At 27.2% G+C, this 15378-nt stretch carries 17 protein-coding genes; all 17 read right to left on the reverse strand.

Annotation, left to right across the window (positions count from 1 at the left end; genetic code table 11):
* Window positions 1-40: 40 nt before the first annotated feature.
* Window positions 41-679 carry a uridine kinase gene (gene udk, locus EIH23_RS00630; protein ID WP_122638272.1) on the reverse strand — a complete coding sequence of 213 codons (639 nt, stop codon included), beginning with the start codon at window positions 677-679 and terminating at the stop codon, window positions 41-43.
* Window positions 669-1679, reverse strand: coding sequence for a peptidase U32 family protein (locus EIH23_RS00635; RefSeq protein WP_243113286.1), 1011 nt, complete (start codon window positions 1677-1679; stop codon window positions 669-671). The genes udk and EIH23_RS00635 overlap by 11 nt, the downstream gene beginning before the upstream one ends.
* Window positions 1680-1696: 17 nt before the next feature.
* The gene (locus EIH23_RS00640) at window positions 1697-2344 is read right to left on the reverse strand and encodes an O-methyltransferase (protein WP_122638274.1); all 648 of its coding nucleotides are present in this window, start codon (window positions 2342-2344) and stop codon (window positions 1697-1699) included.
* Window positions 2345-2437: 93 nt separating this feature from the next.
* Entirely contained in the window at window positions 2438-3505 is a 1068-nt protein-coding gene (gene mltG, locus EIH23_RS00645) for an endolytic transglycosylase MltG (RefSeq protein ID WP_122638275.1), read from the reverse strand.
* A gap of 156 nt (window positions 3506-3661) precedes the next feature.
* Window positions 3662-4987: a pyrimidine-nucleoside phosphorylase gene (locus EIH23_RS00650; RefSeq protein WP_122638276.1), complete on the reverse strand. Its 1326-nt coding sequence runs from the start codon at window positions 4985-4987 to the stop codon at window positions 3662-3664.
* A gap of 87 nt (window positions 4988-5074) precedes the next feature.
* A complete protein-coding gene (locus EIH23_RS00655) occupies window positions 5075-5896 on the reverse strand; it encodes a purine-nucleoside phosphorylase (protein WP_330566153.1) in 822 nt (273 codons plus the stop codon).
* 18 nt (window positions 5897-5914) lie between these two features.
* Window positions 5915-7087 (reverse strand): phosphopentomutase, encoded by a 1173-nt coding sequence (locus EIH23_RS00660; protein WP_122638277.1) that lies wholly within the window; start codon window positions 7085-7087, stop codon window positions 5915-5917.
* Between the two features lie 20 nt (window positions 7088-7107).
* Window positions 7108-7983 carry a tyrosine-type recombinase/integrase gene (locus EIH23_RS00665; RefSeq protein ID WP_122638278.1) on the reverse strand — a complete coding sequence of 292 codons (876 nt, stop codon included), beginning with the start codon at window positions 7981-7983 and terminating at the stop codon, window positions 7108-7110.
* A gap of 12 nt (window positions 7984-7995) precedes the next feature.
* Complete coding sequence (locus EIH23_RS00670; RefSeq protein WP_122638279.1) at window positions 7996-8610, reverse strand: hypothetical protein; 615 nt, start codon at window positions 8608-8610, stop codon at window positions 7996-7998.
* 61 nt (window positions 8611-8671) lie between these two features.
* The gene (locus EIH23_RS00675) at window positions 8672-9199 is read right to left on the reverse strand and encodes an NUDIX hydrolase (protein ID WP_122638280.1); all 528 of its coding nucleotides are present in this window, start codon (window positions 9197-9199) and stop codon (window positions 8672-8674) included.
* Window positions 9177-10268, reverse strand: coding sequence for a DUF3866 family protein (locus EIH23_RS00680; RefSeq protein WP_122638281.1), 1092 nt, complete (start codon window positions 10266-10268; stop codon window positions 9177-9179). The genes EIH23_RS00675 and EIH23_RS00680 overlap by 23 nt, the downstream gene beginning before the upstream one ends.
* Window positions 10269-10272: 4 nt before the next feature.
* The gene (locus EIH23_RS00685) at window positions 10273-11097 is read right to left on the reverse strand and encodes a glycosyl transferase (protein WP_122638282.1); all 825 of its coding nucleotides are present in this window, start codon (window positions 11095-11097) and stop codon (window positions 10273-10275) included.
* A gap of 6 nt (window positions 11098-11103) precedes the next feature.
* Window positions 11104-11796, reverse strand: coding sequence for a glycosyltransferase family 2 protein (locus EIH23_RS00690; protein WP_122638283.1), 693 nt, complete (start codon window positions 11794-11796; stop codon window positions 11104-11106).
* Window positions 11797-11811: 15 nt separating this feature from the next.
* Window positions 11812-12684: a copper transporter gene (locus EIH23_RS00695; protein ID WP_122638284.1), complete on the reverse strand. Its 873-nt coding sequence runs from the start codon at window positions 12682-12684 to the stop codon at window positions 11812-11814.
* A gap of 16 nt (window positions 12685-12700) precedes the next feature.
* Window positions 12701-13822, reverse strand: coding sequence for a putative cytokinetic ring protein SteA (gene steA, locus EIH23_RS00700; RefSeq protein WP_122638285.1), 1122 nt, complete (start codon window positions 13820-13822; stop codon window positions 12701-12703).
* 177 nt (window positions 13823-13999) lie between these two features.
* The gene (locus EIH23_RS17065) at window positions 14000-14224 is read right to left on the reverse strand and encodes a hypothetical protein (protein WP_122638521.1); all 225 of its coding nucleotides are present in this window, start codon (window positions 14222-14224) and stop codon (window positions 14000-14002) included.
* A 28-nt stretch (window positions 14225-14252) separates the two neighbouring features.
* Window positions 14253-15251, reverse strand: coding sequence for a CCA tRNA nucleotidyltransferase (locus EIH23_RS00710; RefSeq protein ID WP_122638286.1), 999 nt, complete (start codon window positions 15249-15251; stop codon window positions 14253-14255).
* Window positions 15252-15378: the final 127 nt, after the last annotated feature.

The raw sequence follows: 15378 nt of genomic DNA on the forward strand, positions 1-15378 counted from the left end.
TTTATCATTTTTGACAAATTCTAAGGGGTTAATACTTATTTTAGTATGTTAAATTTAATTCACTTCTTATTTTTGATATTACTATATCTATAGCAACTTGATTATGACCACCTTCTGGCATTATTATATCCGCATATTTTTTATATGGCTCTATAAACTGATCATGCGCTGGTTTAACTGTAGTTAAATATTGTTCTATAACTGAGTCTACAGTTCTACCTCTCTCTTTTATATCTCTTTGAATTCTTCTAAGTATTCTTATGTCATCTTCTGTATCAACGTATATTTTTATATCTAATTTATCTCTTAATGCTTCATCTTCTAATATCATTATACCTTCTACTATAATTATATCTTTTGGAGCTATCGTTATAGTTTCATCTAATTTTCTTGTATGAACTTCATAATCATACACCGGCTTCTCTATACTCTTACCTTCACATAATTCTTCTATATGTTGTATAAGAAGTTTATTATCAAAAGAAAGCGGATGATCATAGTTAGTTTTTAATCTATCTTCAAAACTTAGATGACTTTGATCTTTGTAGTAAGCATCTTGTTCTAAAACAGATATATTTTCTTCTGGTATATTTTCTATTATAGATTTACATACTGTACTTTTTCCAGATCCTGTTCCTCCTGTTATTCCAATTATAAGTGGTCTCTTATTAGTTTTCATTTTTATTTCTCTCCTTAACATGTGATACATAATCTATGTCTAAATTATTTTTTATACTTTTAAAATACTCTTCATCATAAATTTTAGTTTCATCTAGATAGAATCCTGTCGTATATTCTCTTTTATTACCTTTTCTTATTTCATTCATTATCGATTCATCAAATTTATAATTTTCAGGATCTTCATAGAATGAATCTATTACTTTTCTATATGCTTTAACTACATTTTCTATATAATCAGCATCTTTTTTTCTACCTTCTATACTAAAGCTACTTAATCCTGATTTTATAAGCTCTGGTATAAATTCTATCATACATAAGTCTCTTGAGCTAAAGAAAAATGTTCCATTTTCATCTTCATAAACAGGACAATATTCTCCAGGTCTCTTTTCTTCTACTAAGTTATATTTCTTATCTTCTGAATAAAGATTTATATCTCTTGTAGATATATAACTTGTTAATAATTTTCTTCCAGAATATGACATACACATTCCACCATGTACAAATGCTTCAACTTCCATATCAAATGGTATATTTGCTTTTATTCCTTGTATTTCTTTAAGAGATAACTCTCTAGATACCGCTATTCGTCTTATCCCAAAGTCATACCAGAAATTTGCTGTTGCATAATTGTTTACATTTGCTAGAGTTCCTAAATATAACTTCATATTTGGCGTTACTTTATTTATAGTTTCTAAGACTCCAGGCTCAGAAATTATTAATGCATCTACATTAGCTTCTTCTAGTTCTAATAAGTATTTCTCTAATCCTATAAAATCTTGATTATGAGGAAGTAAGTTTATAGTTACATATACTTTTTTACCTCTCTCATGAGCAAAATTTACACCTTCTATTATATCCTCTTTTGTAAAATCTTTTGATGATGTTTTCATTCCAAAAGATTCTCCTCCAATATATACAGAATCTGCACCGGCTTCTAATGCTATTTTTAATGTTTCTAAATCCCTTGCGGGGGCTTGTAATTCAACTTTATTTATCATAATATTTGTTCACCTTTCTATTTTTCTTTATAACTAAGCGCTACACCATCTCCAATTGGTATTAAAGATGTACTTAAGTAATCGCAATTACATATATAATCAAGATAATTTCTCATTCTCTTTACTATAGTCTTTTTTCTTTTAACTACAAAGTCATCATGTGCGACCATTCCTTTGTATAATATATTATCAGATATTAAAAGTCCTCCAACCTTTAATTTATCTATAATCATATCATAAAATAACTTATATTGACCTTTTGCTGCATCCAAGAATATCATATCAAATTCACCTTCTACATTTGCCAATAATTCTTCTGCATCCCCTTCTAATATAGTTATATTATTTTCAAATCCAGCCCTTTTAATATTTTCTTTAGCCTTTTCTATCATAGCTTCATTTCTTTCAACAGTAGTTATTTTTACGTCTTGTCCAACTGTTGTTGCAAAAAGTATAGAAGAATATCCTATTGCACATCCAACTTCTAATATTCTATTTGGCTTATTTACTTTTAATAATACTTTTAATAAGTCCGAAACTTCTTTATGTACAATTGGTACATTATGTTCAGCTGCATAAATTTCTAATTCTCTTAATAGACCTTCTTTATCCTTCAAAGTAGTTCTTATATATTCTTCTACTAAATCGTTTACTATATTACTCAATTAAATTCACTCCTTATAAATTAATAGGATTAGGCCTTAATATATAAGGCATAATCCATAAACTTTGCATTAAATCAAAACTAATTGGTTACGTTAATTTGTACTTGTATTTTTATCATCTTCTTTTTGTAGTTTATCTCTTGCATCTTTATATTCTTGAACATACTTTAGATGATCTTCATAATTTGTACTATAGTTATTTCCACCATCTATTTTTGCAACAAAGTATAGATAATCTGTTTTTTCAGGATATAAGGCAGCTTTTATTGACTTAATACCTGGGCTTGAAATTGGTGTAGGTGGTAATCCTCTATTTATATAAGTATTATATGGAGAATCTATCTTCAAATCTGCATAAGTTACAATCTTTTTTCTTTCATCAAATATATACTGTATAGTTGCATCTGATTGAAGAGGCATGTCTATTTTTAATCGATTATAAAATACACTTGCTATCAATGGTCTATCTTCATCTAATACAGCTTCTTTTTCAATTATAGATGCAATATTTATAACCTCTTGTAAAGTCATATTTAGTTCTTTTTGTCTTTTTACTAACTTTTGTGTGTATTCTTTATTAAATCTTGAAAGCATAGTTGATATTACTTTTTCTTCACTATCTTCTTCTTTAAAATAATAGGTATCTGGATATAAAAAACCTTCTAATGATTTTATATCATCTTCTTTTAAGAAGTTATATTCACTATAGAATTTTGAAGGATTATTTATTAAATCCTCATACTTAGACTCTTCTCCAATATTTTTATTTATAAGAATGTCAACTATTTCTTTAGATGTAGATCCTTCCGGTATAGTTATTTTTATGCCATCATTATAAATTTTTCCAGAAACTAAAAGTTCTAATATGTCTTTATTAGAATATGTTTGATTTACTAAGTACTTACCAGCTTTTATAGACTGGGCATCATTACTCAACTTAACAACAACTTTAAATAATACTTTATTTTTAATTAATTTATTTTCATATAATATATCTGATATATCACTCAATGTTGAACCAGTTGGTATATCAACGACTATATTTTTCTTATTACTTTTATTATAAGGTCCAATTTCATAAATTACAAAAGCCCCTATAATAATTACCAATATAATAGAAGTTATCCCTACTATTTTTAGTCTATTATCTTTTAAATTCATGGGTAATCTACTCCTCATATATATTTATATCCTTTATATTATAAATCTAAGCATGAAAATTTTCAATAAATTTGTCGAAGAAATATATTTTAGGTTTATATAATAATAAGAGCCTAACGTTATTTTTTACACGTTAGGCTTCTTATAATCAATTATCTAGAATTTTTTTATTCCATCTTTTGTTACTACACCATAAACTAATTTTTTAGGCTCTACTTTTTCATCTACTATTGTATATGCATTTATAAATCTTTCTTTAGCTGATTCTAACTTTTCTTCTTTATTTAAATACATAGTAGCAAGTATATCACCTTTATTTACATAGTCTCCTACCTTCTTTTTAAGTATTATACCTGCTGATAAATCAAGAATATCTTCTTTAGTTTCTCTACCTGCACCTAAAATCATTGCTGATACTCCAACTTCTTCTGCTTCTATCTTACTTATATATCCATTTGTTGGAGATTTAATTTCAACCTTTATACTTGCTTGTGGGAATAATGAATAGTCATCTACAACATTTTTATCTCCACCTTGATTTTCTATAAATACTTTTAATTTTTCAAGTGCTGCACCTGAGCTTATTGCTTCTCTTATTTTTTCTATACCTTCTTCAAATGTATCCACCGTCTTAGCTAAAACTAGCATATATGCACCTAGAGTTTCACATAAATTAACAAAATCTTTAGGTCCATTCCCTTTTAATGTTTCTATAGCTTCTATTACTTCTAATGAATTACCTACTGCAAATCCTAATGGTTCATCCATGTCAGTTATCATACCTATAGTTTCTCTATTCATTCCATTACCTATATCAACCATTGCTTTAGCTAGATCAAATGAGTCATCTAAAGTCTTCATGAATGCTCCATCACCAGTTTTAACATCTAAAAGTATTGCATTAGCTCCTGATGCTAATTTTTTACACATTATACTTGCAGCTATAAGAGATATGTTATCTACTGTTGCAGTAACATCTCTAAGAGCATACATCTTTTTATCAGCTACTGCTATAGTTGCAGTTTGTCCACATACAGCTATTTTATGTTTATTTACAGAATCTATGAATTTTTTAGCTTCCATTTCTATTGAGAATCCAGGTATTGATTCTAGCTTATCTAAAGTCCCTCCTGTATGCCCTAGTCCTCTTCCTGACATCTTGGCTACTGGAGCACCACATGCTGCTACTAATGGCGCTAAAGCAATTGTAGTTTTATCTCCAACTCCTCCAGTACTATGCTTATCAACTTTTATACCTTCTATTTCTGATAAATCTATTACATCTCCAGAATTCATCATAGCTTCTGTAAGATAAACAGTTTCATCTTTGTTCATTTTATTTAAGTAAATAGCCATTAATAAAGCAGATGCTTGGTAATCTGGTATTTCGCCTTTTGAATATTTGTCAACAAAAAACTCTATCTCTTCTTTAGTAAGTTCATGATTATCTCTTTTTTTCCTTATTATATCGTAAATTCTCATATTACTCTCCTAAAATTCTATGGTCTATTAATAACTATAAGCTCTAATATTAGTATTTAAACTAATATTAGAGCTTTATAGTTTCTATTATATTTTATTAACAACTTTTTTAACTAAACTTAAAAATTCTGATTTTACTTTTTGAGTAGTTTCTATAACTTCTTCATGATCAAGAGGTTGATCAAGTATACCTGCTGCCATATTAGTTATACAAGATATACCAACAACTTCCATTCCCGAATGTGATGCTACTATAACTTCTGGAGCTGTAGACATACCTACTGCATCTGCACCTAAAATTTGAGCCATTCTTACCTCTGCAGGTGTTTCATAAGTTGGCCCACTGAAGAATGCATAAACACCTTCTTGAACTTCCATATTTAATTCTTTAGCACATTCCTTTACTAATTCTACATTTTTTGGTTGATATGCTGTTGACATATCAGGGAACCTTGGTCCAAATCTTTCATCATTTGGTCCAACTAATGGATTGCTACCACTTAAGTTTATATGATCTTTTATTATCATTAAATCTCCTGGTTTAAAGTCTTTATTAGCCCCACCAGCAGCATTAGTTACTACAAGTGTTTCCACTCCTAAAGCTTTCATAACTCTTACTGGGAAAGTTATTTCTCTTTGAGAGTATCCTTCATAATAGTGGAATCTACCTTGCATAGCAACTACTTGCTTTCCTTCAAGCGTTCCTAAAACTAAACAACCAGCATGTCCTTCTACTGTAGAAACTGGGAAGTTTGGTATTTCATTATAGTTAATTTTTACAGGATTTTCTATTTTATCTGCTAGTATTCCTAATCCAGATCCTAAAATTAATCCTATTTGTGGATTTATGCTAGTTTTTTCTTTTATAAAGTTAGCACTTTCTTGTACCTTATCAAACATGTTTTTCATTTGTATGTCCTCCAATTTTTATTTCATTATGTCTTGTTTGAAACTTTTACCTACCTTAGGCATTTTAACATTTAATATATCAGTAACTGTTGCACCTATATCTGCAAAGCTATCTCTTATACCTAAATTAACATTTTTATTTATATTTTTTCCATATACAAGTAGTGGTATATATTCTCTTGTATGATCTGTACCCTTATAAGTTGGATCATTTCCATGATCTGCATTTATTATAAGTATATCACTTTCTTTCATGGCACCAATTATTTCTGGTATTCTTCTATCAAACTCTTCTAATGCTTCTTTATATCCATTTACATTTCTTCTATGACCAAACTTAGAGTCAAAGTCAACTAAATTAGTAAATATTAAACCTTTATTTTCTTTTTTAATATAACCTATAGTTTCATCCACACCATGCATATTATCATCTGTGTGTACAGCTTCAGTTATACCCTGTCCATTAAATATATCTTCTATCTTTCCTACCGCTATAACATCTAAATTTGATTCTTTTATGTTATCTAATACTGTAGGTTCAAATGGATTTAAAGAATAATCTCTTCTGTTAGAAGTTCTTGTAAATTCGCCTGCTTTTTTACCAATAAAAGGTCTAGCAATTACTCTGGCAACTGCATTATCTCCCATCATTATTTCTCTAGCTATCTCACACATTTTATATAATTCATCTAGTGGTATAACTTCTTCATTTGCAGCTATTTGGAATACACTATCTGCTGATGTATATACTATAACATCACCTGTTTTTATTTGATGCTCACCAAACTCATCTAATATAGCTGTTCCAGAAGCAGGCTTATTTCCAACTACTTTTCTTCCAGTTCTAGCCTCAAATTCATCTATTATCTCTTTTGGAAAACCATTTTCAAATGTTTTAAAAGGAGTTTCAACTAATACTCCCGTCATTTCCCAATGTCCAGTTGTAGTATCTTTACCTTGAGATAATTCTGCACATTTTCCATAAACTCCAATTGGTTCTATTTCATCTTCTATAAAATCTGCTCCATCTATATTTCCTATACCTAACTTTCTTAAATTAGGGATACTTATATCATTACACTCTTTTACTATATTTCCTAAAGTATTTACACCCTTATCTCCGAATTTTTCAGAGTCAGGAAGTGCTCCTATACCAACACTATCAATTACCATCCATATTACTCTATTCATTTTTAGTCCTCCTTCATAGCTTATGTTCTAGGATGTTTTTCTTTCATTTCTTTTCTAATGTTTTTATTTATATGATTTATATAACTTTGTAAACTTGATAAATTTGAATTCCCTAATATTTTACTAACCACAGCTATATTTGCACCATTATTTAAAAGATGAATTGCAAATGAGTGTCTAAGCATGCTAGGGTTTATATTTTTATTTATATTAGCTTGTACTGCATATTTTTTTATAATCTTCCAAAGACCTTGTCTTGTAAATCTATTTCCTAAAGAGTTAACAAATAAAGCATCTTCATTTTCATTAGCTAATTTAGGCCTGCTTTCTTTTAGATATTTTTCTAAATATACTTTGGTTATATCTGGAATAGGAATAACTCTTTGATTCTTTCCAGAATTACAATATATATATTCAATATCTAAGTCAAAGTCCACCATATTCATTTCTACTAGTTCAGATACTTTTATTCCAGTTCCATATAAAACTTCAAATATAGCTTTGTCTCTAATTTGCTTTGGAGTATCTAGCTTTGTAAAATTTAATAAAGCATCAATCTCATCTTCAGTTAAAACATCTACATTTTGTACTTTTACCTTTGGTTTTTTTATATTTCTAGCAGGGTCATTATCACTATTTCCATAAAAAAATAAATACTCATGAAAAGATTTAATCGATGATATCATTCTTGATATAGTTGATACAGATATATTACATCTTTCTAATTCTATCAAATATGCTATGATATCATTTTCCCCTACATTTTCTAAATTTATATTTTTACTATTTAAATATTCTACATATTTTTTTATATCTGTAAAATACGATGCTACAGTATTCTCAGATAATTTTTTTTTAGTTTTTATATATTTTATGTATTCCTTTACGACGTCCATGGTAAACTCCTTTTATTTGACTAGGAATTGTAAGATATTAATAAATATCAAGTTTGATATTACTTGTAAAAATAATGTAGCTATTATTATTATTATTAAATTTAATAAATATCGTTTTAATAAAAATATCATGCTATTTTTATTATTAGTTTTAAATGCTTTAATAAATTCTTTTGCATAATTAAATGAGATTAATAAAAGCATAATTGCACCAGGAATTAATGCAAAATTCTTAATTAGAATTACAAATAAAACTTTTATACTTTTATATTTTAAAAATAATATACAGCTATTTATAGTATAGCCTATTGATACTCCTTTTAGCATAAAAATTAAAATTGATATTGGAAATGTTACTACCAATAAATTAAGTATACCTATTATAGACATAAATTTAAAGTCTAATTTTAAATTTGACAATATAACATCTTTAATAACTATGCTTTCTCTAGAGCTATAATATCTCTCAATAGATTTAACAGATTCATTAATAGAGTTTTCATACCCTGGTAACACTTTATTTAAGCATGTCCCAATAATAACGAATACTACAAATAAAATCCCAACTAATATTATTTTCTTATTAAGTTCCTCATAATAAACTTTTCTTCCATACGTTCTTCTCAAATTTATAACCTCCTCTTGTATCCTACAAAATACTATGTAAGAGAAGAGGAGGTTATTCCTTTTATATTAATTCTTTTGTTATTAACACTCCAATTGAAGTTTTTGCATCTTCAATTTCATTTCTTTCTATCATATTATATACATCATTAATATCAAATTCTTTAACTTCTATAACTTCATCTTCATCGAAATTTGTATCTCCAGGTATAAGATTCTCTGCTAAAAAAATATATATTTTTTGGTTAGAAAATCCTGCAGATGTATAAAACTTATGAATTAATCTTATGTTTTCTGCACTATACCCTGTTTCTTCTTTTAATTCTCTAATAGCACATTCTTTAGGATTTTCACCTATTTCGATTTTACCTGCGGGAATTTCCCATAATTCTTTTTCTATAGCTTTTCTAAATTGTTTTACTAATATAACTTTTTTATCATTAGTTATAGCAACTATGCCTACAGCCCCATTATGTTCAACTATTTCTCTTTTTTGGTAACCTCTGTTCGGTACTTCTACAGTATCCACTCTTAAACTAATTGTTTTCCCCGTATATACCCTGTCACTACTAATAGTCTTTTCCTCTATCATAACAAACCTCCATTAAGTAATATGCTGCTGTACTTGCAGCTTGGAAGAACTCCTTATCCTGATCATAATTTCTTCCCATACTTCTTACTTTTAGATTAAAGAACTCTAGATCCTCCTTAGTTCTATCGTTATTGATATATACTATGTTGTGCTTACTATCTAATTTATTACTCTTTATTTGCTCCTTAATTCTATCTAGGCTATCATCACTATATTTAGTTATAGGTATATTCACCTTCACATTTACAATGTCGTCTAAAACTGTAATGCTATGATGAGATATTCCTTTGTGTCTCTCTCTTTTGTCGGCAAAACTAATTCTAGGAATTGCAATTGGATTTCCATTTAGTTTTTTAACAGCGTCCAAAATAGGACCTTGTTCTATACCAGTAAATCCGTACTTTGTTCCTGTTCCAGCTATCCCTGGTCCCATACTAACAAACACTGCATCTGCATTTAATACTTCTTTTGCAGTTATTAAAGCCGTATATATGTTTATACATTCATAGTCACCACCAAATGCATTACCTATAGTTATTGTTGCATCAATTAATTTTTTATTTTTTAAAGACTCTACATTTTTACTTAAATATATAGGTAGTGCTGCTCCATCAGTCATTATATACACTAATTTTTTATTAGGATTATTTCTTTTAAAAGATGCTACAAATGGAGTTAACATACTATGTAAAGTTCCTACCACAACAGGCATATTATCTAAGCTTTTAAAACCTTCTATTAAGTCATGATATTTACTTTCTTGTTCTTCTACTGAATCAACTTTTACTTGAAATGGTGTGTATCTCAATTTCATAATATGTCCACCTGGTGTAAAGCTTGATTCTATATTATTTAAGTTAGATATAACGAAGTGGTAACCACCTGTTCCTAAACTTAGTTCCACAGCAGTTGTATTTAATATAACTTCATCTCCTACATTAACTTCTCCACTCATTTTAGGATAATTATATGCTTTTTGGATATTTCCATTTATATTAACTCTTATATCATCTATATTTTCACTTTTATCAATTATTTCTTCCACTATACCAATTCTTTTACTTATCATAAGATTACCTTCCTAACTTATCTATAAAGTTTAAAATTTTATTATTCTCTATTATTTTAGTTAATGAGTATTTTTCAGTTAATAAATGTATTAAAATTAAAAATACTAACCAGATAATCCTAATATTAAAAGAATATCCAAATACCATTAGTATACCTATAGATATTCCAAGCACATTTGATCCTGTATCTCCCATCATAGCCTTCGCTTTTAAATCAAAATTAAAGTAAGCTAATACGTTAGGAAGTATAAGTAATGGTAAAACCTTTATATATCCTGTAAGTGTTACAAATATTGATATTATAATTACTAAGTATACTTTTATAGCTCTTCCTGGTCTTAAATCCAATAAATTCATTAAATTTGTTGATAAAGCTATTATTAGAGTATTTATAATTATATTTGGTATACTCTTAGAAATAGATAATGATATTAAAATACCTATAAATCCACCAAATACAGCTTTAAATCCTCCAGTTGTTAGATTTCCTTTAAAAAGACTTTTGAAATGTCCTTTTAATCCACTAACATCTCTATTCCCTATAATGTCATCTAATATACCTGCAAAGAACATTGATATCATTCCAAATATAAATACGAATACATATAATAAATTTCTAGGATCTTTAGTAAAATAAATTAGTATTATACTATTTATAATAATCATTGGTAAAAATACAATACCCATACTTACAGGTATCATATCTTTTTTATAATTTGGTCTAACAACATTGCTATTTATAAGTAAGTTTTTAAATAAAGGAATAATAGCATATGTACCTATTAAACCTACTAAAAACAATACTATATAAAGTATATAATTATTCAAAATTAACTACCTCCATTCTTTCTTTTTCTGCTTTAGAACTTTCTTTATGTGGTAGTATTGCTTTCCTCTATGAATAAACCCTTTTAAATTTCTTCCAGTTTCATTGTGAGTCATATTAACTAATACTTCTTTTATCTTATATCCATATTTTAATATATCTATGGTCATACCAACTTCAACACCATAACCAAATGGTATCTCATTAAATTTTTCTAAAACTTCTTTTTTAAATAACCTTTGCCCTGATAAAGTTGCGTCTAATTCTACACCTGTCATTTCAAATACAGAATCTTTTGCTAAGCCCTTTACAAATCCTAATCCACCTTTTTTCTTTGCAGGTGGGAATTTCGCTATTACTACATCAGCTTCATCATTTAATATAGGGTCTATAAGTTTTTTTACATCACTTGCTGAGCTACCTAAATCTGCATCTAAAAATCCTATAATATCTGCATTCTTCATGGCTATTTTAAGACCATAGTTTAATGCATATCCTTTACCTTTATTTTTATCTAATTTTAATACTACAATTTTTTCACTGTTAACTTCTGATGCTACTTTTGTAGTATTATCGCTTGATCCATCATCTACAACTACTATTTCATTTATTTCTTTTATATTCTTTATAGCTTCTAATGTATTTTTTATTCTAGATTCTTCATTATAAGCAGGTACTATTATACTTATGTAAGGATTCATAGTTATCTCTCCTTCTTATTTCTTATATGGTATTAAACTTGTAGCCGTATCAGATACTCCAAAATCGCCTACAACATTTCCATCCTTTAGAACTAACACTAATGCTAGTTGACCACTACCTTGATTTATATTATCTATTGTAGTAACTTTATTATCTGAATATAATTTTATATTAGATGTTTTAGTATCTAAACTTTCTACTGCAACTAAATTTTTCTTTTCTTCTCTTAATTTTTCTATTAATAATTTGTCTATTGATTCAAATTGAGCTTCATTATCTTTGGCATTTCCATCAGAACTTAATACTACTGATGTATATGCACTATAATTATCTTCTAGTTTATTTAAATCTAAAACTTTTAATTCTTGTAAATATTCTAATGTTTCTTTTGAATTATCATCTTTTAAGCAATCAGAAATATAAGCTATTAATTCTTCTGTACTATTAATTTCTGTACCAAGCTTAGTTGATATTTCTTTTAAAGTCGTTTTATCTGTTATATTACTATTTAAATTTATATTAAATACTATATTTCCATTTGCTTTACCTATACAATTTTCTATATATTCGTTATTTATATTATTATTTATAGATATTATACCTATATTTTGATCCGTTAGTTCTTCTGATATTAGTTTGTCTGAATTATTATTAATATAATTTACTAATTCATCATATTCTGCATTTGTATCTTTTAATAGTGCCTCTAATTCATTATTATTTTTTCTTAAATCTTCAAATTTAGCATCTAAATCATCTATTATTTGAGCTTGTTGTTTACTTAATTCTTGATCATAATTTAAATTAAAACCTACTAATATACCTATTCCTAGTGATATGAATATAGCACCTATTGTTACTATATAATACTTCATATTTATATGCATCTTAATCCTCCTAAACCTACATTTGTAGTAATAACCTAAACTTTAGCTGCATTAAATGTACAAATTGTTTCACACTCGGTGAAAAAGATGCAACTATTAATATTGGAAATAAAGCTGTTAATATTAATGCAAATATATACTTTAGCTTTAATCTGCTTCTATACAATAAGTTAACACCCTTTGCATCAATAAGTTTTGATCCTATTTTTAATCTTACTAAAAAAGTACTAGCCATACCTTTTCTACCTTTTTCAAGGAAGTCTATCATATTTGAATGAGTTCCTACAGCTACTATAAGTTCTGCCTTATATTCATATGCTGTAAGCATAGCTATATCTTCACTTGTACCTGGAGCTGGGAAAACTATAGCATCTAATCCTAAGTCCTGAACTCTTTTTAGTCCTGGTGCTCTACCATCAGTATATGCATGTACAACTATTTCTTTTGCTTTTTTTAAGGCTTCATCTGTTACACTATCCATGTCTCCAACAATAACATCTGGAGTGTATCCAAATTCAAGTAAAGCATCAGCTCCACCATCTACTCCTACAAGTATTGGTTTCATTTCTTCTATATAAGATATTATTGCACTTAAATCTTCTTTATAGTCTTGACCTCTTACAACAATAAGGACATGTTTATTTTTGTAGTCAGTCTTTACTTTCGGAATTTCTACTTCTCCTAAAATAAATCCTTTTTCTTTTTTTGCATAATCGATTGTATTATCTATAAACTTATCTAATTCAACTCCTAAGTTTTCATATGCTAATTTTATTTTTTGTGAAACAGCTTTTTTATCTAAAAGTTCACCACTTCCTACAAGTTTTCCATCCTTATAAATTTGCCCATCTATAACTTCTATAACCTGACCTTCTTCTAGTTCATTAAATAACTCTTCACCTATATTATCAACTATCAGTATGTTTTTTTCAGTTAATATTCCTGGCCCTTTATTAGGGTACCTACCACTTATAGATGGTGCTGCATTTATAACTAGCTTAATTTTTCCTTCTACTAAAGAGTTGGCAGCAACTTCATCGATATCCATGTGATTTATTACTGCAATTTCTCCTCCGGTAAGTCTTTTCGCAAGCCTTTTAGTCTTTCTATCTACCTTAATAGGGGCTTCGACTCTCATATTTTAACCTCCGATATCTTTTAAAATCAAATTACATTATAGCATTATTTATCAATAAAAGAAATATTTTAACATTTTTTTATACACTAGCTAAAATTCGTACATTTTTATATACTCATTTATTAAATTTTACATTTATCATTTTTATATTCAATACCTTAATATTTCATATACAGATTAAACTAAATTTATAAGAATTTCTTTTTCATTTAATTTTGGATTTGACATAACTTTAGATAATAATATATTTAATTTCTCACCTATTTCTTTGCCTCTATATCCAATATTTTCTAAATCCCTTCCGTTAATATTTAAATCTTTTAACTTATAACACTCTTTATTTTGTTCTATTTTTATAACTCTATTTATAATATTATCTAATATAAAATTTTTTTCTTTTATATTAGAATTGCTCTTAGTATTATATAAGTTATTTTATAAAATACCTTTTTAATTCTAAAGCTTTAAGTAAAAGCTTTGGACCAACTTTATTTAAAATTAATTTTATATTTACAGAATCTATGTTATCATATTCCATTAACATATAATTAACCATATTTCCACATTCATCTTTAAATTTGTTAGAATAAATTAATGTATTAATTATGCTTCTTGAAGGAACTTTATTTTGCTTAATTATATATTCTAACATTGCCATTCTTTCTACTAAATTATTTGGACAAAACTTTAATAAATTTAAGCTAGATTCAAACTCTTTATATCCATTTTCACTAATGTATGAATAAATTCCTATTGATTTAAATATACCAGTTTTATATAAAAGAATTATATTTTGAGGATTATCACTTAAAACCATCTTAGAAAATTCCTCTGTAATTCTTTCCTTACTTATCTTTTTTATAATATCAGCATTTTTATATATGCTCTTTAATGTTTTTTCTTCTATTGTAAAGTTTAATTTGCTACTAAATCTTATAGCTCTTATTAATCTTAATCCATCCTCATTAAATCTTTCATCTGGATTTCCCACTGTTTGTACTACTTTTCTTCTTAAGTCTTTTATTCCATCAAATTTATCTATTATTCCTACTTTATCATTATATGCTATTGCATTTATAGTAAAATCTCTTCTTTTTAAATCCTCATAAATATTTGTAGTAAATTCTACATCTTTAGGCTTTCTATTATTTTCATACTCACCTTCAATTCTATAAGTAGTTATTTCATATATTTCCTTATCTATTATAACTCCTACAGTACCATGCTTTATACCATTATCTATAATTTTAAAATCTTTAAAGATATTGATTATATCTTTTGGCTGGGCATTGGTAGTTATATCATAATCATTAGGCTTTATTCCAAGTATACTATCTCTTACACATCCCCCTACTATAAATGCTTCATATCCATTTTCATACATCTTATCTATTATAAATTTAACTTTTTGGGGTAAATAAATTTCCATTTTATATCTCCTTGATTTTCATTTAATGTTATTAATTATATGGAATATTTAAATATTTTACTAACACTTCTACACTTATTTTATGCTTTATACTAAAAAATAAGCCTTCTTTTATGAGAAGGCTTAT

This window comes from Romboutsia sp. Marseille-P6047, assembly GCF_900604535.1.
Classification (GTDB): Bacteria; Bacillota; Clostridia; order Peptostreptococcales; family Peptostreptococcaceae; genus Romboutsia_E.